The sequence below is a fragment of the Vannielia litorea genome, from assembly GCF_900142295.1.
GTDB classification, from domain to species: domain Bacteria; phylum Pseudomonadota; class Alphaproteobacteria; order Rhodobacterales; family Rhodobacteraceae; genus Vannielia; species Vannielia litorea.
Map to the genome: position 1 here is coordinate 104,954 of NZ_FSRL01000002.1, position 22,213 is coordinate 127,166.

Below are 22,213 nucleotides of genomic sequence, written 5' to 3' on the forward strand. Positions count from 1 at the left end.
AAGCAAGCCCGGAACCACCATGCTCGTCCTCACCATCTGGCCGCTCTTCGCGCTGATCTGCCTTGGCTTCGTGCTGTCGCGCCGGGGCTGGCCCGACGCCGCCTTCTGGCCCGCCGCCGAGCGGCTGAACTATTTCATCCTGTTCCCCGCGCTCCTCGTCTCCAGCCTTGCCGATGCGCCCCTGCGCGACCCCGCGCTGCTGCGGATGGGCGGGGCAGGGCTGGCGACGATCACGATTGCCGCCCTGGCCATGTGGGCCCTGCGCCGGACCGTCGTGCCGGCGCGGCCCGCCCGCTTTGGCCCCGCGCTGCAAGGGGTGATCCGGTTCAACACCTACATCGGCCTCGCCGTCACCGCCGGGCTCACCGGCACGGCGGGGCTGGGGCAGGCGGCGGTCTACCTCGCCATCGCGGTGCCCTTCGTCAACGTGCTCTCGATCATGGCGCTCTCCGAGGGGGCCGGGCTGCGGGCCGCGCCGCGGATGGCCCGCAGCATCCTTGCCAACCCGCTGATCCTCGCCTGCCTCGCCGGGATCGCGCTCACCCTCTCCGGCATCGGCCTGCCCTGGGGCACCGACCGCCTTCTCGACCTGATGGGGCGCGCGAGCCTGCCGCTCGGCCTGCTCTGCGTCGGCGCGGCGCTTCGGCCCGAGGCGCTCCGGCACGACATGGCCCCGCTCGTCACCATCGGCGCGCTCCGCCTGCTGGCCATGCCGCTGATGGCCTACGCGGTGGGCCGGGCCTTCGGCCTCGATGGCACAGAGGCGCTGGTGCTGGTGGTCTTCTCCGCGATCCCGGTGGCCCCCACCGCCTATGTGCTCACCCGCCAGCTCGGCGGCGATGGCACCCTGATGGCGGGCCTCGTCACCTCACAGACCCTCGCCGCCGTCGCCACGATTCCGCTGGTGCTGGGCCTGCTCGCCCTGGCCTGAGCCCTCACCTGAGGCGGGGCAGAGGGAGCCCCGGCGCCGCGCGTCGGCTCAGAAGTCTCCCGGGGCGCATTGCAGGCAGGTCAGCCCGGCCTCGCGCCAGAAGGCAACCACCGAGCTGCGGTCATCCACCACCAGCCAGGGCCGGTAACCATCGGCGGTGATCCTGGCCAGCGCGCTGCGCTTGACCTCGGGGTCGCTGGCGGCATCATCCTCGGCGCGCCGCAGGTAGAGCGCATCGTGGCGAATGCCCATCCGGTCCAGCCAGGCCTCGGTATGGGCGCGCCAGCCCTCCGGCCGGCCCGAGCAGAGCACCACCGCCTCACCCTGCCCGCCGAGCCTGTGCAGGAGCCGTGCCACCGGCTCGATCACCGGTGCCTCCGCCATGGCCTCGTGAAAGCGGTCCCAATGCTTGGTCTCGCCATGCACCAGATGGCCGAGGCGCGGCGCGTCGAACGCCGCAAGGGTGCCGTCGATATCGAAGATCACGCAGTCCATTCGTGCTCCATGTCCAATGTGGTTTCGCGCCAGGCCCCGCCGGACGGGGTGAAGAGGCAGGGTGTCGTGTTGGCGGGCGAGGGGCCGTGGGCGCTGCCGCCGGTGATCTGGCGCAGGGCGCGGATCACGCCGGAATGGGCCACCAGGACGGGCAGATGCCCCTCGGCCCGTAGGGCGGCCTCCGCCACGGCAGCCGCGACCCGGTCGATCACCGCCTGCCAGGCTTCGCCGCCCTCGGGCGTTTCGAGGCGCGGCGGAGCCTCGGCGATGGGGCGGCCCTCGAACTGGCCCCAGTCGCGCTCGCGCAGCCCGTCGAGCACCCATGCCGCGTGGTGCGGAAAGGCCAGCTTGGCCGTCTCCCGCGCGCGCTGCTGCGGGCTGGAAAACACCGCCAGCCGCGCGGGCCATGCCCGCCCTGCAAGAGCCCGCGCGGCGGCGCGCCCGGTGTCGGTGAGCTGCGCCTCGATGCGGCCCGCGATCCGCCCGTCGCGGTTGGCGTCGGTCTGGCCGTGGCGGATCACCACGAAGGGCTGCAAGGGCAGGGTCACAACAGGCACCGCTGGTTGAGCACCAACTCGGCCCCGAACCGCGGCTCGATCAGGTAGTCTTCCGGCCGCGCGCAGAACAGCGGCGCAAAACGGCGCGCGCCCAGCCGGGCGATCATCGCCAGCTGGTCGCGCAGGGGCGGGTGCACGTTCCACCGCAGGAACGCGCCGCCCTGTGCGCAGATCACCCGCGCATGGGCGGTCATATGGCCGGTAAAGATCACCCGGGCATCGCGGCCGAGCCGCCCGGCCTCGTGCCAGTCCTGCACGAGCTTGCGCGCCATGCCGCCGTCGGCATTGGGCGTGTCGCAGACGAGGAGCGGCGCGGCCGGGTCGAAGGGCCGGTCGAGCGGCGGCGCGAGGCGGCGGGCGGCCGGGCCGAGGCTTTCGCCCTCCAGCGCGGCGGCAATGGCGGCGCGGCAACTGTCATCGAGCGACACCTCGCCGTGGCCCATCAGGTGCAGCGCCAGCTCTCCCGCCCGGCCCGACGGCGGCACCGGAAAGAGCATCTGCCGTCCTTCGGCCTGCGCCACCTCCCGGTCGAGCGCGGCGCGCCGCTCGGCCTGAGGCACGTCGTCGAGATGGTAGGAGCAGTCGATGAAGGCGGTCTCGGCGGGCGGCGGCCTGTCGAAGGCGAACCACCGGCTCTCCTCCGACCAGTCGCCCGAAAAGAACAGCCCGCCGCCAAGATCGAAGTGGAACCAGACGCCGCCCAGCGCATGGCCGTTGCGCCCGGTGGTGAGGGGGATGCCGTCGATCAGGCTGCGCCCGCGTTCCGGCAGAAGGTGCACCTCCGCCCCCGGTGGCAGGGCCCGGGCGGTCTGGGCGGTGCAGTGGATCGGCAGGCCCGCGGCAACGGCATGGGCCGCGCCGCCGATGTGGTCGATGTGGTCATGGCTGATGAACACCCGCTCCGCGCCCTCGAGCCAGGCCGGGTCAAAGGGCGAGCTGGCCTCGGGGCCGAGGCCCACGTCGAGGATCCACAGCGCATGGCCGGTCCAGAGCCGGATGCAGGCCGGGCCCTTCTCGCCCAGGCCCGAGAGCACCTCGGCCCATGCGGTGCCGATGCCCGCCACGCAGGCTGCCGCGTCACGCATCGGTGAGCGCCGGGGCCTGCACGGGCTGGGCCCCGGCATCGCGAAACGCCCAGAGGTCGCGCAGCTCGATCCCGAGGGTCTCGCCCGGCGCGGCGCGCTGTGCGGAAAAGGCCACGAGGCTCTCGCCCGCCGCATCCAGCGCAAGGCGATACCGCCCGCCGAGGTAGGTGCAGCTGCTCACGCGGGCCCGCAGCGGGGCCTCGTCGCGCAGAGTGATCGCCTCGGGGCGGATGCTCACATGGGTCGGCGCCTTTGTCGCGCTGCGCGACAGCACCTCCTGGCCCAGCACGTCGAGCCAGAGGCCATCGCGCTCCGCCCGCCCGGTGAGCCGGGCCGAGACCACCGCCCCGTCGCCCACGAAGCCCGCCACGAAACTGTCTGCCGGCTCGCGGTAGAGCACCTCGGGCGCGGCGAACTGGCGGATCCGGCCGGCCTCCATCACCGCCACCCGGTCGGCGAGGGCCAAGGCCTCGCCCTGGTCGTGGGTGACATAGAGCATGGTGGCGCTGGTGCGGCGGTGAAACATCGAGAACACCTCCTGCATCGAGGCGCGCAGGGCGAGGTCGAGGTTGGCGAGCGGCTCGTCGAGCAGCACGGCGCGGGGCTCGAACACCAGGCAGCGGGCCAGCGCCACCCTCTGCCGCTGCCCGCCCGAAAGCTGCGCGGGCATGCGGGCTGCAAAATCGGTGAGCCCGGTCAGCGCCAGCGCCTCGGCCACCCGGGCCTCGCGCTCTGCGCGGGGCACCCGCCGCACCTCCAGCGGGTAGGAAACATTGCCCGCCACGCTCTTGTGCGGCCAGAGCGCGTAGGACTGAAACACGATGCCTACCTCGCGCGCTTCGGGCGGCACGAACCGCCCCGGCCCGGCCACCAGGTCGCCACCGATCCGCACCTCGCCCGCGCTCGGCTGGTCGAAGCCGGCGGTGAGCCGCAGCAGCGTGGTCTTGCCGCAGCCCGAAGGACCGAGCAGCGCCACGAACTCGCCCGCCTCGATCTCGGCGCTGATGGCATCGAGCGCCACGGCGCCGTCAAACCGCTTTGTCAGGTTGCAAAAGCTCAGCTCTGCCACGGGATCACCCCTTTCGGAAAGCGCCGCGCCCCGGCCTGCACGCAGGCCATCAGCGCGATGATGAGAAGCACGATCGACATGGCGACAGCCGAGGCCATCACGGTTTCGCCGCTGTCTTCGAGGTTGTAGATGACCACGCCCAGCGTTTCGGTGCCCGACGACCAGAGCAGGGCCGAGACGGTCAACTCGTTGACCGCGGTGAGAAACACCAGGATCGCCCCCGCCGCCGCCGAGGGGGCGGCGAGCGGCAGCACGATATCTCGCAGCCGCCGGCCCAGCCCCGCGCCGGCCATCGCCGCCGCTTCCTCCATCGCCGGGTCGAGCTGACCGATGCTCGACTGGATCGGGCGCAGCATGATCACGAGGAACCGGGCGAGATAGGCCAGCAGGATGATCCAGATCGTGCCGTAGAGGGTGAGGTCGGTGAAGGGCAGGTTGATGAAGGCCAGGATGCAGGCGATCGACAGCACCACGCCCGGCAGCGCGTAGGGCAGTTCGACCAGCGCATCCAGCGCCCGGCTCACCCGGCTGGGGCGGCGCTCGATGAGCCAGGCCAGCGGGATGCAGAGCGCGAGCAGGATCGCCGCCGCCGCCCCGGCCAGGAAGAGCGAGTTCGCATAGGCCCGCCGCGTGACAGGCTGGCGGAAGAGCGCCTCGCCCCAGGCCTCGAAGGTCGCGGTCTGAAGGGTCAGCGGCACGCCGTAGGCCGGGATCAGCGAGGTGGCGGTGAGCGCGATCAGCGGCAGCGCGAGGATGGTGAAGATGAAGGCCCAGAGCAGTCCTTCCACCGGCCCGCGCGCCCGCCCGAGCGAGAGCGCCAGCGGCTTGCCCGACAGGCCCACGAGCCCGAAGCTGCGCCGCGCCAGCACCAGCCGTGCGAGCAGGACGCCCAGGATGGCGACGCCGCCGATCAGCAGCGCCAGCACCGCCACCTCGGGCAGCACCGAGGGCCCCATGCCCACGAGGCGCTGGTAGATCAGGGTGGGCAGCGTGTCGTAGCGGGCGGGGATGCCCAGCATCGCAGGGATGCCGAAGTTGCCCAGCGCGGTGACAAAGGCCATGGCGGCCCCGGCGATGAGCGCGGGCATGGAGAGCGGCAGCACCGTTTGCGCCCAGACCCGCACCGGCCCGGCGCCCGACATGCGCGCCGCCTCGACCAGCTCCGCCGGGATCATCCGCAGCCCGGCGCGCAGGGTAAGAAACACCAGCGAGGCGTGCTGGATGCCCAGCAGCAGGATGATGCCGCCCGGCGAGTGCAGCGGCTGCGGGCTGCCTAGCGGCGGGGCGAGGCCAAGGAGCTTGAGCAGGGTCGAGGACGGCCCGGCAAGCTGCATCCAGGCCAGCGCGGTGATCTGCGGCGGGATCATCATCGGGACCATCAGGCAGAACACCAGCGCGCCCTTGCCACGAATGTTGGTAAGCGCGACCAGAAAGGCGAAGCCCGCGCCGATCAGAACCGAAAGCACCGTTCCGCCCGCCGCCGTGACCAGCGAATGTAGGAGCGCGGTGCCGGTGGAAGGGCGGGTCAGCACGGTTGTCAGGTGCTCGGTGGTCAGCCCCTCGCCAAAGCCCACGCCCTCGAGCAGCAGCCGCGTGACCGGCCCCAGCGCGATGAGGGCGACCGGCAGCAGCAGAAGCGGCAACAGCCGGTCGAGAGACCGGCTGCCACCCGTATTTGCGCGCAGAGTGCTCACTCGGCGCCGAAGACTTCGGAGAACTTCTCTTTGTTGGCCTCGCTGTCGGCGAGCGCCTTGACCGGATCGAAGGCCATCAGCTTGATCTCGTCGCGCGCCGGAAAGCCCTCGGGGCTGGCCACGCCGTTGCGGGCGGGGATGTAGCCCATGTCGACCACCAGCTGCTGGCCGGCTTCGCTCAGCACGAAGTCGACGAAGGCCTTGGCGGCATCCTTGTCGGCGGCGCCCTGCAGGATCGCCACCGGCTCGGTCACATAGGAGACACCCTCCTCCGGAAAGACGAACTCGACCGGCGATCCTTCGGCCTTGGCGCGCAGCGCCATGAAGTCGACCAGCACGCCATAGGGCTTCTCGCCCGCGGCGACGGCCTTGAAGGTGCCGCCGTTGCCGCCCTCTGCACGCGTGTTGTTGCCGGCCAGGGCTTCGTAATACTCCCAGCCGAGGCCGTCGGTGTTGGTCAGCGTGGCCAGGTGGATCAGCGCGGCACCGGAATAGAGCGGCGAGGGCATGGCCACGAGGCCGGCCATCTCGGGCTTGGCAAGGTCGGCCCAGGAGGTCGGCACGGTCTCGGCCCCGGTGTTGTAGACGATCCCGGTGGTGATGAGCTTGGTGGAGTAGTAGTAGCCCTCGGCGCTGTAGAGCGCCGGGTCGTAGGCCTCGGCCTCGGGAGAGGCGTAGGCGGCAAGCTGACCGGCCTGCGCCATGCCCTCGAGGGTCACGGTATCGGCGATCAGCAGCACGTCGGCCTGGGGTGCGCCGGCCTCGATCTCGGCGGCGAGGCGGGTCATCAGCTGGGTCGTGCCGTCACGCACCCACTCCACCTCCACATCGGGGTGGGCGGCCATGAAGGCGTCAACCGTCTTCTGGGCGTCTTCGTTGGGCTGCGAGGTGTAGAGCGTCAGGGTTTCGGCGCTGGCGAGCGTGGGGAGGGCCAGCCCGAGCGTGGCGGCCAGAAGGAAGCGGGACATCGGGATCTCCGGTAAGTTCGTTTTCGTTCGAAAGCCGCGCTTGCTGAGTCGGCCTCCGCACCCGCTACCTAGGCGCTTCATGTGACAGTTCGGTTACGTCCCGCAAAATAACTTTCTTGCCGGAAAACCGGTGCCGTGCAATCTCTTTGCCCGCAGGCGCCCCGTGCGCAGTGGGGAGGTTCGAACGAAAATGAAGGCAAGCGAGGCCGCCCGGCGCCGCGACCGCATCGTCAACCTGCTCTCCAGCTATGGCGAGCTGTCCGCCAACGCCCTGTCCGACATGCTCGGGGTCTCGGTGCAGACCCTGCGCGCCGATCTTCGCGCGCTCGACGAGGCCCGGATCGTGCGCCGCCGCCACGGCGGGGCGAGCCTGGCCACCTCCAGCGAGAACATCGACTACCAGCCGCGGCAGGAAACGTCACGCGACGAAAAGGCGAGGATCGGCGCTGCCGTGGCCGGGATCGTGCCCAACGGCGCGACCCTCGCGCTGGGCACCGGCACCACCGTAGAGGCGGTGGCCCGCGCCCTGGTGGGCCACGAGGGGCTGACCGTGGCCACCAACAACATCCACGTCGTGCTGGCGCTGCGCATGGCGCGGCGGATCAGCGTGCTTCTGGCCGGCGGCAAGGTGCGGCTGCGCGACCTCGACTTCATCGGCGCCGAGAGCGCGGAGTTCTTTGCCGGGCTGCGCTTCGATTTCGCGGTGTTCTCTGTGGGCGGGCTGTCCGGCGATGGCCGACTGCTCGACTTCAACCTCGAAGAGGTGCGCGCCCGCAAGGCGATCACGGCGGCGGGGCGCAGGCGGGTCCTGGTCGTCGATCAGACCAAGCTCGATCGCGATATCCCCTTCGCCTGCGGCGCGCTCACCGATCTCGACACGATCGTCTGCGGCGGCCAGCTGCCCGCCGCCCTGCGCCAGAAGGTGCAAGCCGCCGGCTGCGAGCTGCTGGAGGTATGACCGGCCAGCGCGCCGACCCGGTCGCGCTGCCCTAGCGGCGCTCCTCTGCCCGGCCCATCTCCGCCGGAGTGCCGGTGATCGCCTCGCGCAGGATGGCGCGGTATTCCTCCTCGCTGAACGGGCGAGCGTTGCTGGCGTGGGAATGATCGAGCAGCGCGGCGGCGGCGATCTGCTCCACCACATCGGTGCCAAGGCCCATCTCGCCCAGGGTCGCGGGCAGGCCCAGGCGGCGGTTCAGGTCGGTCACATAGGCGGGGAGCGAGGCATCGGCGGCCAGGCCCAAAACCTCCCGCAGCACCGCGTATTTTGCGGGCGCGGCCCCCTCGCAGAAGCGCAGCACGATCGGCAGCAGCACCGCGTTCAGCGTGCCGTGGTGCAGGCTGATGGTCTTCAGCCCGCCCAGGGGGTGCGACAGGGCATGAACGGCGCCCAGGCCCTTCTGAAAGGTCAGCCCGCCGTGCAGCGCGGCGATCATCATGTCTTCCCGCGCAGCGCGGTCCGATCCGTCACGGGTCGCCCGCTCGATGCTCCGCGCGGCGCGGCGCAGCCCGTCGAGGGCAATGGCCTCGGCGGTCGGGTTGATCCTCGGGCTCAGGTAGGTCTCGATGCAGTGGGTCAGCGCGTCCATGCCCGTCGCGGCGGTCTGAAGCGGCGGCAGGCCGAGCGTCAGATCGGGGTCGCAGATCGCCACCGTCGGGATCAGCCGGGGCGAGATCAGCCCCAGCTTGCGCCCGTCGGCGAAGGAGATGATCGCCGCGCGCCCGACCTCGCTTCCGGTACCCGCCGTGGTCGGGACCGCGATGAGCGGGGGCAGCGGGTTGACGATGCGGGCCAGCCCGCCCTCGATCACGGCGTAACGGTCCAGCGGCTCGTGATGGTTGACCCGGATCGCAACGGCCTTGGCCAGGTCGATGGGAGAGCCGCCGCCCACCGCGACGAGACCGTCGCAGCCGTTGACCCGGTAGACCTCGAGCGCTTCGGCAGAGGCGGTCTCTGTCGGGTTGGCGGGGGTGCCGTCGTAGAGCGCCGGCGCCGCGATGCCCGAGGCCGCAACAGCCTTGTCGAGCAGCCCCGCCGCCACGATCCCCTTGTCGGTCACGAAGAGCGGGCGGGTCACGCCGTGGGCCTTCAGCGTCTCGCCAAGCTCGGCCAGCGCCCCCGCGCCGAACTGGATCTGGGTGAGGTAGGTGATGGTATGGGCCATGGCGGTCGTCCCCTTGTCTCGCGTGTCGCGGCGCACCCTGCCGGGGCGCGCGGGTCTCTGCAATGGCCTGCAACTCCCAGATCCATCTCATCAGCCGTGCCAAAGGCCTCCGGGCTGACCGATCCGGCACGCCGCGGCGGGCCCGCGAGGGCCACCGCCCATCGGGCGAAGATCGCCCCGAAGTTTGCGCTCCAGCAAAGTCCGGCCCGGCCGGTTCTCCTAGACTCGGGACCAACAGCTATCCGTTGCAGAAGGAGAACCGAGATGCTGACGAGACGTGCCGCACTTATGGGAGCCGCCGTGCTGGCCTCTCTCCCGATCCTGACCAAGCGGGCGCAGGCCGAGGAAATCATGGACACCTCCATGGCCGCCCCGGTCGATCTGTCGAACCTGCAGCGCATCAAGCGCAAGCTGGTCCGCCCGCCCTACGTGCATGACCACGAGCAGGAGGCCCCCGGCGAGCCGCGCATCGTCGAGTTCGAGATGCAGATCGTCGAGAAGGAGGTCGAGGTCGACAGTGGCGCCTACCTCCAGGCCATGACCTTCCACGGCTCCATCCCCGGCCCGCTGATGGTGGTGCACGAAGGCGATTACGTGGAGCTGACGCTCTACAACTCGCCCGAGAACCTGATGCAGCACAACATCGACTTCCACTCGGCCACGGGCGCCCTGGGCGGCGGTTCGCTGACCCTGATCAACCCCGGCGAAAAGACCGTGCTGCGCTGGAAGGCCACGCGCCCCGGCACCTTCGTCTACCACTGCGCCCCGGGCGGCCCGATGATCCCCTGGCACGTGGTCAGCGGCATGTCGGGCGCGATCATGGTGCTGCCGCGCGACGGGCTGAAGGATCACGAGGGCAAGCCGGTCCGCTACGACCGCGTGTTCTACATCGGCGAGAACGACTTCTACATCCCGAAGGACGAGAACGGCGACTACATGCGCTTTGCCGACGTGGGCGAGAGCTATCCCGACACGCTCGAGGTGATGAACGGGCTGATCCCGACCCATGTGGTGTTCAATGGCAAGGTCGGCGCGCTGACCGGCGACAATGCGCTGCACGCCGCGCAGGGCGAAAAGGTGCTCTTCGTCCACAGCCAGGCCAACCGCGACAGCCGCCCGCACCTGATCGGCGGCCACGGCGACCTGGTCTGGGAGACCGGCAAGTTCAACAACCCGCCGGAACGCGACCTTGAAACCTGGTTCATCCGCGGCGGCTCTGCCGGAGCGGCGCTCTACGAGTTCCTCCAGCCCGGCGTCTACGCCTACGTGAACCACAACCTGATCGAGGCCGTGAACCTCGGCGCCACGGCGCATGTGGTGGTGGATGGCGACTGGAACAACGACCTGATGGAGCAGGTCCAGGCCCCGGTCGAATACAACGCCGCCTACGAAGGCAAGACCGCGCTTCCGTAAGGCGGCCAGCCCACCAGGGAGGTGGCGGGGTGGCCGGGCAATCCGGCCACCCCCTTGGCATCGAGGATACCGATCATGCGCAAGAGCTTCATCCTCGCAGGCTGTGCCCTGGCAACCGGCGTCGCGGTGCTGGCGGCCCTGGCAATGCGCCCGCAAACCCAATCCGGCGTGGCCCTGCCCGAGACCGTGATGGTCGCGCCCGGCCAGATCGCCTTTCGCCCGCTCGGCAACTTCAGCCGCGAGGGCAAGGCCAGCACGCCGGGGGCCCTGCCGGTCGAGGTCGCCGGCTTCGAGATCATGAAATACCAGGTCTCGCGGGCCGAGTATCTTGCCTGCGTGGCCGATGGCGCCTGCGAAGACGTGGGCACCGGCGAGGGCGGCTATGCCCAGACCATGGTGAACTGGGCCGATGCCACCGCCTATGCTGCCTGGTTCTCGCGCCAGACTGGCGAGACCTGGCGGCTGCCCAGCGAGCCCGAATGGCAGCGCGCCGCCGCGGAGCGGCAGGGTGATGCCGCGCCCGACGAGGGCGAGCTGGACCCGGGCACGCGGATGCTCTCGCAATACGAGCGCGGCGTGCTGCTGCGCGGCAGTTCCAGCCCCGCACTCCGGCCACTCGGCGGCTTTGGCGAAAACAGCCTCGGCCTGGCCGACCTCGGCGGCAACGTCTGGGAATGGACCGATGGCTGCATGGCCACGGGCCGCCTGGCGGCGGACGGCAGCATAGAGGCCTCCGAGCCCTATTGCGGCGTCCGCATCGCCGGGGGGCGGCACCGCGCGGCGGTGATCGACTTCGTCCGCGATGCCAGCGTCGGCGGCTGCGCCGTCGGCCTGCCGCCGGATCACCTCGGCTTTCGCCTGGTGCGCGAAGGCTGACGCCCCGCACCGCTCCACGACCCCTATTGGAAAGTCAGCCCCATGACACCCGAGCACAAGACCGTCGCACGGCGATCGCTTCTGCTGAAAGACTGCCCGCCCGCGATTGCCGAAGAGGTCATGGCCCGCGGCACCGTCCGCCATGTCGCACGCGGTGCCACGATCCTCACCCCCGAAAGCAGGGCCGACGACGTGTTCGTCGTCCTGTCGGGCTGGGCCAAGCTCTTCCGCATAACCGCCCGCGGGGGCGAGGCGGTGATCGACGTGCTCGGCCCTTCCCGCAGCCTCGGCGAGGTGGCGGCGCTGCGGGGCGAGCGCTATCTCGTCCATGCCGAGGCGGTCACCGACTGCGCCCTCCTCAAGATCCCGGCCACGGCCTTCAACGGGCTGCTCGGCAGCTGCACCGAGATTCGCGCCGCCCTGCTGGCGAGTACGCTGCATCATCTCGAGGCGCTGGTCGGCCAGGTCGAGGCGCTCAAGGTCTGTTCCGGGGCGCAGCGGGCTGCGCAGTTCATCCTCTCGCTGGTGCCCGACACCTGTGGCCGGGCCTGCACGGTTCGGCTGCCCTACGACAAGGCCCTGATCGCCGGCCAGGTCGGGCTGTCGCCGGAGAGCCTGTCGCGCGCCTTCCGCCGGTTGCGGGCCGAAGGCGTGCGGGTGCACCGGCGCGAGGTGCGGGTTGACGATGTGCCCGCGCTTGCCGCCTATGCGGAGTTCAGAGAGGCCGCGTGGGCCTGACCGGCACCGCGCGCAGCACGAGGGCGACGAGATGACACTGGGCTACATCCTGGCGGAAACCCGCGGCGAGGCCGACCGGCTGCTCGCCGAGCTTGCAGCGCGGCTCCAGGGCGAGGGCCGCGTCGTGGCTGGCGTGGTGCAGTCCCGTGCGCCCTCGCCGGGGGCGCACCCCTGCGACATGGAGCTTGCCGTTCTGCCCGAGGGACCGGAGATCGGGATCTCCCAGCGGCTGGGTGGCGGGGCGCGCGGCTGCCGGCTGGATCCGGCCTCGCTCGAAGATGCGGCGGTTGCGGTCTCGGCCCGGCTCTCGGCCGGGGCCGAGGTGCTGATCCTCAACAAGTTCGGCGCGCACGAGGGCTCCGGCCGGGGGTTCTGCCCGGTGCTGGCCCTGGCGCTCGAGCAGGGCATCCCGGCCCTGACGGCGGTGAACCCCCGCAACCTCGAGAGCTTCCTTGCCTTCACGGGCGGGCTGGAAACGCGGCTCGAGGCCGACGCCCACGCGCTTCACGCCTGGGTCGAGGCCGCCCTAGCGCGCTGATTCGGGGTCTGCCCGGTCAGACCGTGGCGCCCTTGTGCCGGATCGCGCATCCCACCAGCCCGGCAATCACCCCCACGATGATGGACACCGCGTATTCGGTCATGGTGATCGGCACATGAGTGGAGTGCGAGCCGCCAAGGATCAACGGCGAAAGCACCCCGATGAGCCCGCCCAGCCCGGCGGCGACGAGCCAGTTGCGGGTCATCATCCCGAGCGCCGTGCCGAGGATACCGGGCAGGCCGAGGATGCTGCCGCCGATGGTGCCGAGAAGGTCGAGAATGTTGAGCATGATGTATCTCCTTTTCGGCGCTCAGTCGGCAGCCTTGCCGAGCCAGCTGCGGATCGCCGCCACATCCTGCCCGCTGGCGGTGCCGTGGCGGACCTCTCCGGCAAGCTCCTGCACCACGTGCTCGTATTCCTCCAGGTAGCCCGGTGGCAGGTCATGGGCGATGCCCTGGTGGCAGTCGATGCAGGTCATGTTCTCGTCGATCGCGCGCTGGTGGCTGTCGGCGGCGCGGGTCTCCTGGATGGTAAAATCCATGTATTCGAAGGCGTGGCAGTTGCGGCATTCGCGGCTGTCACTGGCCTTCATCTTCTTCCAGACGGCGGCGGCCATCTCCAGCCGGCGCTCCTCGTATTTCTCCGGCGTCGAGATCGTGCCGAGCACCTCGTGATACACGTCCTTCACGGCCATGATCTTGGCCTTCATCTTGTACTGCCACTCGTGCGGCACGTGGCAATCCGAGCAGATCGCCCGCACGCCGGAGTGGTTGTTGTAGTGGATCGTCTCCCGGTACTCGCCGAGGTTGGTCTCCATCGTGTGGCAGGAGGTGCAGAACTCCTCGGTATTGGTCAGCTCCAGCGACCAGTGAAAGCCGCCCCAGAACAGGATGCCGCCGATGAAGCCCGCGATCAGCAGGAAGCCGGTGCTGAGCACGCCGGAGGGGCTCCAGAACCCGGCCCAGAGGCGCCGCAGAAAGCCCCGGCGCGGGGTGGTCTCGTTGTCGGACATGTCGTGCCTCCCCTTCCCGCTCACTGCGACGCGCTGCCAAAGGTGTTGCCGATCAGCGCCGGCGCATCGGCCTGCGGCACGTGGCACTGGTTGCAGAACCACCGCGTGCCGGCCACCGTATCGAGCTGGTTGCCCTCGCGGTCGAGGTAGTGGGTCATCGACAGCGTCGGTGCCCCGCGATCCCCGGCGTTAGTCCAGTCGTGGCAGGTCAGGCACTGGTTGGTGCGCAGGTCGATCTGGTATTGATCCATCGAATGCGGAATCACCGGCGGCTGCTGGCGATAGTTGCGCACCTCGCGCCCCTCCTGCTGCTGGTAAAGCTCGGGCGCTGGTCGCTCGGCTTCCACCTCGGTGCCGCGCAGGGATTTGACCGGGCCGCTGGACTGGGCAAGCACCAGTCCCGACACCAGCATCGTCGTCGCCAGCGTGGCGATGCCCGCGAAAGCCGTCAGTTTCATGTTCACTCTCCCTTGTGGCGGATCAGGCGGCCCGTTCGACGGGCTCGTCCGGCTGTGGTTGTTTCGGCGCATCGACCGCATGGTCGAAGCGATGGGTAAAGGCGAAGACATCGACAGAGCACACGTCGATGCAGCGCCCGCAGTTGGTGCAATCCGGTGACAGGATCAGCGGCGTGTCCTCGCCCTTGCCGCGCAGGGCGGGCGAGATCACCTGGTTCTCCGGGCAGACGGCAAAGCAATCCATGCAGTCGTCGCAAGCCGTGCGTTTGCGGGCGGTGACCCGCAGCAGGCTCTTGTGGCCGACGAGGCCGTAGAAGGCGCCCACCGGGCAGAGGTGGCCGCACCAACCGCGCCGGGAGACCAGCAGGTCGAACAGGAACACCAGCGCCACCAGCGCCCAGGCAAAGCCCATCCCGAAGACGAGACCGCGATGCAGCATGGTGATCGGGTTCACCAGCTCCCAGGCGATGGTGCCGGTGAGGGCGGAGGCGGCGAGCACGGTGCCCAGCAGCCACAGCCGCGTGTGGCGCTTGGGCTGCCAGCCCTTCGGCAGGTCGAGCCGGGCGTGCAGCCAATGCGCCGCGTCCGTCACCGGGTTGATCGGGCAGACCCAGGCGCAATAGCTGCGGCCGCCGACCAGCGCATAGGCCACCAGCACGATCAGCGCACCGGCAAGTGCGGTCAGCTCGGGCCAGTGCCCGGCAACGATCCCCTGCGCCGCGACCAGCGGATCGGTCAGCGGCAGCACGCCCAGGGTGCGCGAGCCTGCCAACGTGCCGGAGACCCACCAGATCCCGAACCAGGGGCCGATCAGAAAGAGCGCGAGGAAAAACGCCTGCGACAGCCGCCGCAGGATGAGAAAGCGATGCGCCCGCCACCACCCCTTGAGGCGGATGGCCTCCTCGCCGACCGGGAGAGCGGTTGTCGCCTTCATTGCCCGGCGCCTTCCGGCAGCTTGAAGGCAGGCTCGAACCCGCCGGGCGCGGCGAGGTTGTCGGTGCCGGGGCCGGGCAGGCGGTCGGGCAGGTCGATCACCCCATCGACCAGCGGCGCGCCCTTCTGCTCCATCTCCTCCCAGCCCTTGCGATAGTGCTCGGCGGGGGCGGCACGGGCCAGCCGCACAGGCAGCACCTTGATCGCGGCCTCCTGCAGCACGCAGCTCTTTTCGCAGACCCCGCAGCCGGTGCAGTGATCGGCATGGACCGTGGGCGCGAAGATCGCGTGGTGGCCGGATCGGTCGTTGTGCGACAGCTCCAGCGTGATCGCCTCGTCGATCACCGGGCAGACCCGGTAGCACACGTCGCAGCGCAGCCCGAGGAAGTTGAGGCAGTTCTCCTGGTCCACCAGAACGGCAGTGCCCATGCGCGCCTCGTCGATGTCGGTCAGGCCCGGATCGAGCGCGCCGGTCGGGCAGGCAGCGACGCAGGGGATGTCCTCGCACATCTCGCAGGGCACCTCGCGGGCGGTGAAGAAGGGCGTGCCGGTGGCCGCCCCGTCCTCGCCCAGTTCGGCCAGCGCGAGCGTGTCATAGGGGCAGTCGCGCACGCAAAGGCCGCAGCGGATGCAGGCGGCGAGAAACTCACGCTCCGGCAGGGCGCCGGGCGGGCGCAGCGCCTCGGCCGGCAGGGCGCGGGCGTCGCGCGCCAGCCAGGCCAGCCCGCTGCCCGCCAGGGCACAGCCCGCCGCCATGCGCGCCGTGTCGGTCAGAAACCGGCGGCGCTGGGGGGACATGGGGGCTTTGGCGGCAGACATACCGTGCTTTCTTGGGGGTGAAGGGCGGCGCGCGCGGCTCGGCCGCACGCGCCCGCGCGCTGCCTCAGGCGCGTTCGACCTTGCAGGCGCATTTCTTGAAGTCCGTCTCCTTGGAGAGCGGACAGGTGGCATCGAGCGTCAGCTTGTTGATCAGCTGCCCCTCGTCGAACCACGGCACGAAGACGAGCCCCCGCGGCGGCTTGTTGCGGCCTCGCGTCTCGACCCGGCTCAGCATCTTGCCGCGCCGCGTGGAGATCTCGATCTCCTGTCCGCGGCGGAGGCCGCGCGCCTCGGCATCCTCGGGGTGCATGAAGACCACCGCGTTGGGGAAGGCGCGGTGCAGCTCGGGCACCCGCCGCGTCATCGAGCCCGAATGCCAGTGCTCCAGCACCCGGCCGGTGGAGAGCCAGAGATCGTATTCCTCGTCCGGCTCCTCGGCGGCAGGCTCGAAGGGCGAGAAGATGATCTTCGCCTTGCCGTCCTTGTGCCCGTAGAAAGACACCTCCGAGCCCTCCGGCACATAGGAGTCGTAGCCCTCGCGGAAGCGGTAGAGCGTTTCCTGCCCGTCGACCACGGGCCAGCGCAGCCCGCGCGCCTGGTGGTAGACATCGAAATCGGCGAGGTCGTGGCCATGGCCGCGCCCGAAGACGGCATATTCCTCGAACAGCCCCTTCTGGACGTAGTAGCCGAAGTGCTCGGACTCCACGTTGTCGAAGCCCTCCGCGGTTTGCTCCAGCGGGAACTTGTTCACCTCGCCGTTCTCGAACAGCACCTCGTAGAGCGTCTTGCCGGCGAGCTCGGGCTTCTTGGCCACCAGCTCCTCGCCCCAGGCCTCCTCCACGGTGAAGCGCTTGGCAAACTCCATGAGCTGCCACAGGTCGCTCTTGGCCTCGCCCGGCGCCATCACCTGCTGGCGCCAGAACTGGGTGCGGCGCTCGGCGTTTCCATAGGCGCCCTCCTTCTCCACCCACATGGCGGTGGGCAGGATCAGGTCGGCGCTCATCGCGGTGACCGTCGGATAGGGGTCGGAGACGGTGATGAAGTTCTCGGGGTTGCGGTAGCCAGGAAGGCCCTCTTCGTTGATGTTGGCCGCCGCCTGCATGTTGTTGTTGCACTGCACCCAGTAGGCGTTGAGCGTGCCGTCCTTCAGCGCCCGGTTCTGCGCCACGGCGTGCAGGCCGGGCGTGGGCGGGATGGTGCCCTCGGGCAGCTTCCAGACCTTCTCGGCATAGGCGCGGTGCTCGTCGTTTGTCACCACCATGTCGGCCGGAAGCCGATGGGCAAAGGTGCCCACCTCGCGCGCGGTGCCGCAGGCCGAGGGCTGGCCGGTGAGCGAGAAGGGCGAGTTGCCCGGCTCCGAGATCTTTCCGGTCAGCAGGTGGATGTTGTAGACCGAGCCATTGGCCCAGCTGCCCCGCGTGTGCTGGTTGAAGCCCATGGTCCAGAGGCTCATCACCTTGCGGTTCGGGTCGGCATATTGCTGGGCGAGCTTCTCGAGCTGGTGCACCGGCACGCCGGACAGCTCCGAGACATATTCGGCCGTGTAGGGCTCCACCGCCTTGGCGTATTCGTCAAAGTCGATCGGCGTCAGCTCGCCCGAGTTGGGGTTGGCCGCCGCCTCCTGGCGCGGGTGGCTGTCGCGCAGCCCGTAGCCGATGTCGGTCGCCGTCCTGGTGATGTTCACGTGCTTCTCGAGGAAGTCCCAGTTCACCGCATCGTTCTGGATGATGTAATTGGCGATGTAGTTCAGGATCGCCAGGTCGGTCTGCGGGGCAAAGACCATGCCGTTGTCGGCCAGCTCGAAGGAGCGGTGCTCGAAGGTCGAGAGCACATGCACCTCGGCGCCGGGCTTGGTCAGGCGCGTGTCGGTGAGGCGCGACCAGAGGATCGGGTGCATCTCGGCCATGTTGGAGCCCCAGAGCACGAAGGTATCGGCATGCTCGAAGTCGTCATAGCAGCCCATCGGCTCGTCGATGCCGAAGGCCCGCATGAAGCCCACCACGGCGGAGGCCATGCAGTGCCGGGCGTTGGGGTCGATGTTGTTGGAGCGCAGGCCCGCCTTCATCAGCTTGGCGGCGGCATAGCCCTCCCAGACGGTCCACTGGCCGGAGCCGAACATGCCCACCGAGGTCGGCCCCTTCTTGGCCAGCGCCTCCTTCCACTTCTGCGCCATCACGTCGAAGGCCTCGTCCCAGCTCACCGGCTCGAACTCGCCGTTCTTGTCGTAGACCCCGTTCGACTTGCGCAGCAGCGGCGTGGTCAGACGGTCGGCGCCATACATGATCTTGGAGAGGAAATAGCCCTTGATGCAGTTCAGCCCGCGGTTCACCGGGGCTTCGGGGTCGCCCTGGGTGGCCACCACGCGGCCCTCCTTGGTGCCCACCAGCACCGAGCAGCCGGTGCCGCAGAAGCGGCAGGGCGCCTTGTCCCAGCGGATATCGGCACTGCCCGGTGCCTGGGCCAGCGCCTCTCCCGGCAGGCTGAGCCCGGCGGCGGCCGCGGTGCTGGCCGCGGCGGTGGCCTTGAGGAAGGTGCGGCGGGATTCCGAGATGGTCATGCGTCAGGTCTCCGGCTGGGTGGCGGCGAGCGCGGCTCGCGGCGAGGTGTCTTCGAAGTGGTGATAGTTGAGCGTCAGCGAGATCACGCCCGGGACCTGGTGCAGCCCCATGATGGTGTCGGAGGCAAAGGCCTCGTCGGTATCCTCGACAACCACGACAAGGCGGCCATCGTCGGTCTGGGCATGAACCTCCACCCCCGGCGTGGCCTCCATCGCCGCGCGGGCGTCGGGCACGGCGTCACGGGCAACGTGAACCAGGCATCCACAGATATTCATGCGCGTATCTCCTCCACTGCGGGTTTGGGCACCTCGAAAGAGATCGCACCCGCCGGGCAAGTGGATGCGCATTCGCCGCAGCCGGTGCATTGATCCTGGTCAAGGACAGGCACCGATCTGCCGCCGGTCATCAGCCTGAAGCGGATGGCGCGGGCCTCGCAGGCATCTTCGCAGCTTCGGCAGAACACGCCGTTCAGCGAAAAGCAGCTCGCGTCGATGGTGGCGCGCCAGGGCCAGTCCGCGGGCTCGGCGGGTTTCAGGGCACCGGCCTCGCAGGCCTGCGCGCAGGCGTTGCAGAAGGTGCAGGCCCCGCGGGCAAAATCGACGACCGGCTCGCCGGACTCGTGACGGATGATGATCGCTTCGGGGCAGGCGCGTGCGCAATCGCCGCAATGGGTGCAGAGCCTCGCAAAGCCCGGCTGCGCGCCCGGCGGCCTCATCCGCACCGGCTCCGGCTGCGAAAGCCGCCCGCGCAAAAAGTTGCGTCTGCTGTGCTCGGTCGTCATGGACTACCTGGCCTTGATCGCCTGTCGACAGAGTCCGGACAGGCGAGTTGTGTCGGGACAATTCTGCTTCAAGGTGAAGATTCGGTAAATGTTGTGCCTGTTCGCAGGCTCACCTTAGGGGAGAGCCGGCGGCATGGCCTTGACTTAGGTCAAGGCGCGGCGCCTCACGATGGGTAGGGCACGACCCCGATGAGCGCTTCGTGCAGCAGGAGCGCCGCAAGCCAGAGCGCGAGGCCGAGAGCGGCGCGCAGGGCCAGTCTGCGCCCGTTCCGGCGCCGCCATTCCGGGCGGGCCAGAGGCGCGAGCGAGAGGATCGCCGTGTGCGAGAAAAAGCCTGCCGCCCGCGCGCCGAGCACGCGGCGGGCCCTTGCGTCGAAGGCCGGGATGGCGGCGAGCGCCATGAGCGAGAAACTGCCGAAGATCAGCACCATCGCCAGGTCGCCGTTCGGAAAGAGATGCGCCCCGGCCCAGAGCGCGAGGGCCAGAAAGAGCGGGTGGCGCGAGATCGCGGCAAGGCCGGGGTCCGACGGGTCGAAGGCCGCGCCCTTCCGCCCGCCGAGGGTGAAGGGCTGGCGTATCCCGAGGCCGCAGGCGACGAGAACCAGCGCCACCGGCATCGCCAGGTTCGGCACCCAGCGCGCCCAGGGCGCCTGGGCCCAGAGCTCGACGTAGGGCGCCCGGATCGCCGCCGAAACGAGCCACACAAGCAGCAGAGTCGAGAGCAGCCCGTAAAGGCCGAAATAGCCACGCCGCCCCAGGGCCGCGATCAGCCGCTCCCGCAGCCCGCCGAGGCGGGGCAGAAAGTGGCTGGCCACGAAGAGCGCCAGCGCCAGCGCGTATTCGGCCCAACCCGTCACTTGCCCTCGGCCTGCTTCATCAGCCGCAGGATATGGCAGGCAAAGGCCCATGTCGCGGGCACGCCGATCACCAGCCCGCCGGCGGCGGCGGCCCAGGGCGTGAGCGCCGGCCAGCCCAGCCAGGTGCCGATCAGCGAGGCGAAGAACAGGTTCACCCCCATCGCCCCCGCGGCAAAGGGGTAGAGCCCCGCCAGCAGCTTCCAGCCTGGCCTCATCGCCGGCTCACCAGCCATTGCACCGCCACCAGCGAGAGCACCAGCGCGACCGAGCCGATGAAGAACCAGAACTCCGCCGCATCGGTCTGCGGCTGCGGGATCGGACGCTCGAAAGCGGCGGCCATGAGCGGGGCCGGAAAGAGGGCGGCGAGGGTGAGGATGCGTTTCATGTCAGCTCTCCATGGTGAGGGTCTGGTAGATGTCGGGAAGGGCGCGGGGCAGGCGGGAGGGCTGGGGCAGGAGGGTAAAGCCGCCACGCCCGAAGATGCGGGCAAACCAGTCCTGCCCGTCCTCGTCGACGATCACCCCATGCACCGATTGCCCGAGCGCATGCGCCTCGCGCACCGCCATGCGGCTGTCTTCGATGCCGTGCTGGCCCTCGTAATGGTCGAGGTCGTTGGGCTTGCCGTCGGTCAGCACCAGCAGCAGGCGCCGCGCGGCGCCCTCCTCGGCAAGCTGGGCCGAAACATGGCGGATGGCGGCGCCCAGCCGCGTGTAATGGCCCGGCCTCAGCCCGCCGATCCGCGCCGTCACCTCGCCCGAAACCGGCTCGTCGAACCGCTTGCAGCGATGCAGGAACACCCGGTCGCGCCGCAGCGAGGAAAAGCCCCAGATGCCCAGCCGGTCGCCGGCGGTGTCGATGCCCCCGGCCAACGCCGAGAGGGCCTCGCGCGCCACCTCGATCACCGAGGTCTCGCCGATGGCGGCCTCGGTGGAGCGCGAGCAATCCATGAGGATCGCCACCGAAAGATCGCGCGCCATGGGCCGGTTGGCCTGCCACACCCGGTCGCTGCCCTCCTGGCCGCAGGCGAGATCGGTGCGCGAGGTCACCACCGCGTCGAGGTCGAGGTCGTCGCCGTCGAGCTGGCGGGGGAGCACCACGCGGCGCGGATGGAGCGGCGCGAACTGGCGCTTCACGCGGGCCACGAGCTTTGCATCGGGCGCGTAGCTTTGCGAGGGCTTTGCCTCGGCCTCCAGCACGCGGGTGTGGTCGGGCATGTAGGCGCCGTTCCGACGGTTCCATTCGGGGTAGGTGAAGGCCCCCGCCAGCCGCTCGTGGTCGGCGTCCTGCGGCGAAAGGTCGAGCGAGAGGCGCAGCCGGGTGGCGGCGCGCTTGAGGTTCTGGCTCAGCGTCAGGTGGTCCTGGTCCTCGGCGGCCTTGGCGGCATTGTCCTGGTCGTCATCGTCGACCATGCGGTTGAGATTGAGGCTCTCGGCCCAGGACATGATCGTTTCGAAGCGATGGATGATGAAACTGTCGTTCCGGTTGGCCTGGTCCCGGTCCTCGCGGCGGGCGTCCTTGCGGGTGGCCAGGGCCATCGCCGGGGCCGCCTGCTCCTGCGCCTCGGCGGGGGCTCTCCCGCCCGAGCCGCCGGCACGGAGCCTGAGCCATATCGGCACCGGCGCATAGCTGCAGTAGCCGCGCGGGGCCGGGCAGGCGAGGCACTCCTCGGCCTCGGATTGCCCGGCGAGCTGATCCAGCACCAGCTGCTCCACCCCGGCCTCGCAGCGCGGAAGGCCGCTGCGCCGGCGGGTTTCGATCAGGTGGCGACAGAGGCTCTCGTAGCTGCCCCGCAGCCCGGGACAGGCCGCATAGGCGCGATCCGAGGCGGCGGCGAGCGCGGCGATCTCGGCCCGGTCCGCGGCCAGCGGGTCGTCGGCGGGCGCGGGGATCTCCACGCAGGAGGCGAGCGCGGCGAGCCAGAGGTAGCAGGCGCGGTTCAGCGCGCGCGTCGAGAAGGCGTCGATCACCGGGGGCAGGCGCAGCCGGTCGCCGTCGAAATCGGCCACATGCGCCTGTTCGCGCGGGGTGCCGATGCGGCGCAGCCGACCCGTCCGATGGCCCGAGGTGGTGAGCGGGGCGGGCACGATCTCGACCCCCGCCCCGCCGCCCAGCGCCCGATAAAGCGTGGCCACCGAGGCGCGCATCTGCTCCAGCGTCACCGCCTCCCCGGCATCGCCGCCCGCATGGCCCCATCGCGCGGCCATGTCGTGCCAGAGGTTGCCGACGGTCTCCTCGGGCTCCATCAGGTCGAGCAGATGCATCATGGCGC

At 70.0% G+C, this 22,213-nt stretch carries 25 protein-coding genes; 6 read left to right on the forward strand and 19 right to left on the reverse strand.

The window, feature by feature from the left end:
- Window positions 1–19 precede the first annotated feature (19 nt).
- Entirely contained in the window at window positions 20–931 is a 912-nt protein-coding gene (locus BUR94_RS18415) for an AEC family transporter (protein ID WP_074257897.1), read from the forward strand.
- A gap of 48 nt (window positions 932–979) precedes the next feature.
- Here BUR94_RS18415 and BUR94_RS18420 read toward each other — a convergent pair whose 3' ends face one another.
- Genes BUR94_RS18420 through BUR94_RS18445 form a run of 6 tightly spaced genes read right to left on the reverse strand, consistent with a single transcriptional unit; the run spans window position 980 to window position 6,799 of the window.
- A complete protein-coding gene (locus BUR94_RS18420; protein WP_074257898.1) occupies window positions 980–1,426 on the reverse strand; it encodes a phosphatase domain-containing protein in 447 nt (148 codons plus the stop codon).
- Window positions 1,414–1,974, reverse strand: a complete 561-nt coding sequence (locus BUR94_RS18425) for a histidine phosphatase family protein (protein ID WP_245794630.1) — start codon at window positions 1,972–1,974, stop codon at window positions 1,414–1,416. Before BUR94_RS18425 ends, BUR94_RS18420 begins: the two co-directional genes overlap by 13 nt.
- Window positions 1,971–3,068: an MBL fold metallo-hydrolase gene (locus BUR94_RS18430; protein WP_245794632.1), complete on the reverse strand. Its 1,098-nt coding sequence runs from the start codon at window positions 3,066–3,068 to the stop codon at window positions 1,971–1,973. The genes BUR94_RS18425 and BUR94_RS18430 overlap by 4 nt, the downstream gene beginning before the upstream one ends.
- Window positions 3,061–4,137: an ABC transporter ATP-binding protein gene (locus BUR94_RS18435; protein ID WP_074257900.1), complete on the reverse strand. Its 1,077-nt coding sequence runs from the start codon at window positions 4,135–4,137 to the stop codon at window positions 3,061–3,063. The genes BUR94_RS18430 and BUR94_RS18435 overlap by 8 nt, the downstream gene beginning before the upstream one ends.
- The gene (locus BUR94_RS18440) at window positions 4,125–5,831 is read right to left on the reverse strand and encodes an ABC transporter permease (protein ID WP_074257901.1); all 1,707 of its coding nucleotides are present in this window, start codon (window positions 5,829–5,831) and stop codon (window positions 4,125–4,127) included. The genes BUR94_RS18435 and BUR94_RS18440 overlap by 13 nt, the downstream gene beginning before the upstream one ends.
- Window positions 5,828–6,799, reverse strand: a complete 972-nt coding sequence (locus tag BUR94_RS18445; RefSeq protein ID WP_074257902.1) for an ABC transporter substrate-binding protein — start codon at window positions 6,797–6,799, stop codon at window positions 5,828–5,830. Before BUR94_RS18445 ends, BUR94_RS18440 begins: the two co-directional genes overlap by 4 nt.
- A gap of 190 nt (window positions 6,800–6,989) precedes the next feature.
- On the opposite strand from BUR94_RS18445, the gene BUR94_RS18450 reads away from it, so the two are divergent.
- Entirely contained in the window at window positions 6,990–7,757 is a 768-nt protein-coding gene (locus BUR94_RS18450) for a DeoR/GlpR family DNA-binding transcription regulator (protein WP_074257903.1), read from the forward strand.
- A 31-nt stretch (window positions 7,758–7,788) separates the two neighbouring features.
- On the opposite strand, the gene BUR94_RS18455 is transcribed toward BUR94_RS18450, so the two are convergent.
- The gene (locus tag BUR94_RS18455) at window positions 7,789–8,961 is read right to left on the reverse strand and encodes an iron-containing alcohol dehydrogenase (RefSeq protein ID WP_074257904.1); all 1,173 of its coding nucleotides are present in this window, start codon (window positions 8,959–8,961) and stop codon (window positions 7,789–7,791) included.
- A gap of 264 nt (window positions 8,962–9,225) precedes the next feature.
- On the opposite strand from BUR94_RS18455, the gene nirK reads away from it, so the two are divergent.
- The 4 genes from nirK to BUR94_RS18475 all read left to right on the forward strand — a co-directional run bounded on the left by nirK (window position 9,226) and on the right by BUR94_RS18475 (window position 12,526).
- Window positions 9,226–10,374, forward strand: a complete 1,149-nt coding sequence (nirK, locus tag BUR94_RS18460; RefSeq protein ID WP_074257905.1) for a copper-containing nitrite reductase — start codon at window positions 9,226–9,228, stop codon at window positions 10,372–10,374.
- A 75-nt stretch (window positions 10,375–10,449) separates the two neighbouring features.
- Entirely contained in the window at window positions 10,450–11,250 is an 801-nt protein-coding gene (locus tag BUR94_RS18465) for a formylglycine-generating enzyme family protein (protein WP_074257906.1), read from the forward strand.
- Window positions 11,251–11,292: 42 nt separating this feature from the next.
- Window positions 11,293–11,988, forward strand: a complete 696-nt coding sequence (locus BUR94_RS18470; protein WP_074257907.1) for a Crp/Fnr family transcriptional regulator — start codon at window positions 11,293–11,295, stop codon at window positions 11,986–11,988.
- A gap of 31 nt (window positions 11,989–12,019) precedes the next feature.
- The gene (locus tag BUR94_RS18475; protein WP_074257908.1) at window positions 12,020–12,526 is read left to right on the forward strand and encodes a DUF2478 domain-containing protein; all 507 of its coding nucleotides are present in this window, start codon (window positions 12,020–12,022) and stop codon (window positions 12,524–12,526) included.
- Between the two features lie 16 nt (window positions 12,527–12,542).
- On the opposite strand, the gene BUR94_RS18480 is transcribed toward BUR94_RS18475, so the two are convergent.
- The 12 genes from BUR94_RS18480 to BUR94_RS18530 form a co-directional block, all read right to left on the reverse strand.
- Window positions 12,543–12,815: a hypothetical protein gene (locus BUR94_RS18480; RefSeq protein WP_245794634.1), complete on the reverse strand. Its 273-nt coding sequence runs from the start codon at window positions 12,813–12,815 to the stop codon at window positions 12,543–12,545.
- A gap of 21 nt (window positions 12,816–12,836) precedes the next feature.
- Window positions 12,837–13,538 carry a NapC/NirT family cytochrome c gene (locus BUR94_RS18485; RefSeq protein WP_074257909.1) on the reverse strand — a complete coding sequence of 234 codons (702 nt, stop codon included), beginning with the start codon at window positions 13,536–13,538 and terminating at the stop codon, window positions 12,837–12,839.
- Window positions 13,539–13,558: 20 nt separating this feature from the next.
- Window positions 13,559–13,996 carry a nitrate reductase cytochrome c-type subunit gene (locus BUR94_RS18490; protein ID WP_084193194.1) on the reverse strand — a complete coding sequence of 146 codons (438 nt, stop codon included), beginning with the start codon at window positions 13,994–13,996 and terminating at the stop codon, window positions 13,559–13,561.
- 22 nt (window positions 13,997–14,018) lie between these two features.
- Window positions 14,019–14,930: a quinol dehydrogenase ferredoxin subunit NapH gene (gene napH / locus BUR94_RS18495; RefSeq protein ID WP_074257910.1), complete on the reverse strand. Its 912-nt coding sequence runs from the start codon at window positions 14,928–14,930 to the stop codon at window positions 14,019–14,021.
- The gene (gene napG, locus BUR94_RS18500) at window positions 14,927–15,727 is read right to left on the reverse strand and encodes a ferredoxin-type protein NapG (protein WP_245794636.1); all 801 of its coding nucleotides are present in this window, start codon (window positions 15,725–15,727) and stop codon (window positions 14,927–14,929) included. The genes napH and napG overlap by 4 nt, the downstream gene beginning before the upstream one ends.
- An 85-nt stretch (window positions 15,728–15,812) precedes the next feature.
- A complete protein-coding gene (napA, locus tag BUR94_RS18505; RefSeq protein ID WP_074257912.1) occupies window positions 15,813–18,305 on the reverse strand; it encodes a nitrate reductase catalytic subunit NapA in 2,493 nt (830 codons plus the stop codon).
- Between the two features lie 3 nt (window positions 18,306–18,308).
- Window positions 18,309–18,581: a chaperone NapD gene (locus BUR94_RS18510; RefSeq protein ID WP_074257913.1), complete on the reverse strand. Its 273-nt coding sequence runs from the start codon at window positions 18,579–18,581 to the stop codon at window positions 18,309–18,311.
- Window positions 18,578–19,087 carry a ferredoxin-type protein NapF gene (gene napF / locus BUR94_RS18515; RefSeq protein WP_074257914.1) on the reverse strand — a complete coding sequence of 170 codons (510 nt, stop codon included), beginning with the start codon at window positions 19,085–19,087 and terminating at the stop codon, window positions 18,578–18,580. The genes BUR94_RS18510 and napF overlap by 4 nt, the downstream gene beginning before the upstream one ends.
- 164 nt (window positions 19,088–19,251) lie before the next feature.
- On the reverse strand, window positions 19,252–19,944 hold the full coding sequence (locus BUR94_RS18520; protein WP_074257915.1) for an NnrU family protein: 693 nt from the start codon (window positions 19,942–19,944) through the stop codon (window positions 19,252–19,254).
- Window positions 19,941–20,159: an NnrT protein gene (locus BUR94_RS18525; RefSeq protein ID WP_074257916.1), complete on the reverse strand. Its 219-nt coding sequence runs from the start codon at window positions 20,157–20,159 to the stop codon at window positions 19,941–19,943. The genes BUR94_RS18520 and BUR94_RS18525 overlap by 4 nt, the downstream gene beginning before the upstream one ends.
- Complete coding sequence (locus BUR94_RS20795) at window positions 20,156–20,329, reverse strand: hypothetical protein (protein ID WP_175570502.1); 174 nt, start codon at window positions 20,327–20,329, stop codon at window positions 20,156–20,158. The genes BUR94_RS18525 and BUR94_RS20795 overlap by 4 nt, the downstream gene beginning before the upstream one ends.
- A gap of 1 nt (window position 20,330) precedes the next feature.
- Window positions 20,331–22,208, reverse strand: a complete 1,878-nt coding sequence (locus BUR94_RS18530) for a nitric oxide reductase activation protein NorD (protein ID WP_074257917.1) — start codon at window positions 22,206–22,208, stop codon at window positions 20,331–20,333.
- Between the last annotated feature and the right edge of the window lie 5 nt (window positions 22,209–22,213).

Bases quoted from the DNA above. Each gene is read 5' to 3' on its own strand.
- BUR94_RS18475 (WP_074257908.1), top strand. From the start codon at position 12,020: ATGACACTGGGCTACATCCTGGCGGAAACCCGCGGCGAGGCCGACCGG.
- BUR94_RS18430 (WP_245794632.1), bottom strand. From the start codon at position 3,068: ATGCGTGACGCGGCAGCCTGCGTGGCGGGCATCGGCACCGCATGGGCC.
- BUR94_RS18450 (WP_074257903.1), top strand. From the start codon at position 6,990: ATGAAGGCAAGCGAGGCCGCCCGGCGCCGCGACCGCATCGTCAACCTG.
- BUR94_RS18525 (WP_074257916.1), bottom strand. From the start codon at position 20,159: ATGAGGCCAGGCTGGAAGCTGCTGGCGGGGCTCTACCCCTTTGCCGCG.
- napG (WP_245794636.1), bottom strand. From the start codon at position 15,727: ATGTCCCCCCAGCGCCGCCGGTTTCTGACCGACACGGCGCGCATGGCG.
- BUR94_RS18455 (WP_074257904.1), bottom strand. From the start codon at position 8,961: ATGGCCCATACCATCACCTACCTCACCCAGATCCAGTTCGGCGCGGGG.
- BUR94_RS18510 (WP_074257913.1), bottom strand. From the start codon at position 18,581: ATGAATATCTGTGGATGCCTGGTTCACGTTGCCCGTGACGCCGTGCCC.
- BUR94_RS18470 (WP_074257907.1), top strand. From the start codon at position 11,293: ATGACACCCGAGCACAAGACCGTCGCACGGCGATCGCTTCTGCTGAAA.
- napF (WP_074257914.1), bottom strand. From the start codon at position 19,087: ATGACGACCGAGCACAGCAGACGCAACTTTTTGCGCGGGCGGCTTTCG.
- nirK (WP_074257905.1), top strand. From the start codon at position 9,226: ATGCTGACGAGACGTGCCGCACTTATGGGAGCCGCCGTGCTGGCCTCT.
- BUR94_RS18415 (WP_074257897.1), top strand. From the start codon at position 20: ATGCTCGTCCTCACCATCTGGCCGCTCTTCGCGCTGATCTGCCTTGGC.
- BUR94_RS18490 (WP_084193194.1), bottom strand. From the start codon at position 13,996: ATGAAACTGACGGCTTTCGCGGGCATCGCCACGCTGGCGACGACGATG.
- napH (WP_074257910.1), bottom strand. From the start codon at position 14,930: ATGAAGGCGACAACCGCTCTCCCGGTCGGCGAGGAGGCCATCCGCCTC.
- BUR94_RS18420 (WP_074257898.1), bottom strand. From the start codon at position 1,426: ATGGACTGCGTGATCTTCGATATCGACGGCACCCTTGCGGCGTTCGAC.
- napA (WP_074257912.1), bottom strand. From the start codon at position 18,305: ATGACCATCTCGGAATCCCGCCGCACCTTCCTCAAGGCCACCGCCGCG.
- BUR94_RS20795 (WP_175570502.1), bottom strand. From the start codon at position 20,329: ATGAAACGCATCCTCACCCTCGCCGCCCTCTTTCCGGCCCCGCTCATG.
- BUR94_RS18445 (WP_074257902.1), bottom strand. From the start codon at position 6,799: ATGTCCCGCTTCCTTCTGGCCGCCACGCTCGGGCTGGCCCTCCCCACG.
- BUR94_RS18485 (WP_074257909.1), bottom strand. From the start codon at position 13,538: ATGTCCGACAACGAGACCACCCCGCGCCGGGGCTTTCTGCGGCGCCTC.
- BUR94_RS18530 (WP_074257917.1), bottom strand. From the start codon at position 22,208: ATGATGCATCTGCTCGACCTGATGGAGCCCGAGGAGACCGTCGGCAAC.
- BUR94_RS18465 (WP_074257906.1), top strand. From the start codon at position 10,450: ATGCGCAAGAGCTTCATCCTCGCAGGCTGTGCCCTGGCAACCGGCGTC.
- BUR94_RS18480 (WP_245794634.1), bottom strand. From the start codon at position 12,815: ATGCTCAACATTCTCGACCTTCTCGGCACCATCGGCGGCAGCATCCTC.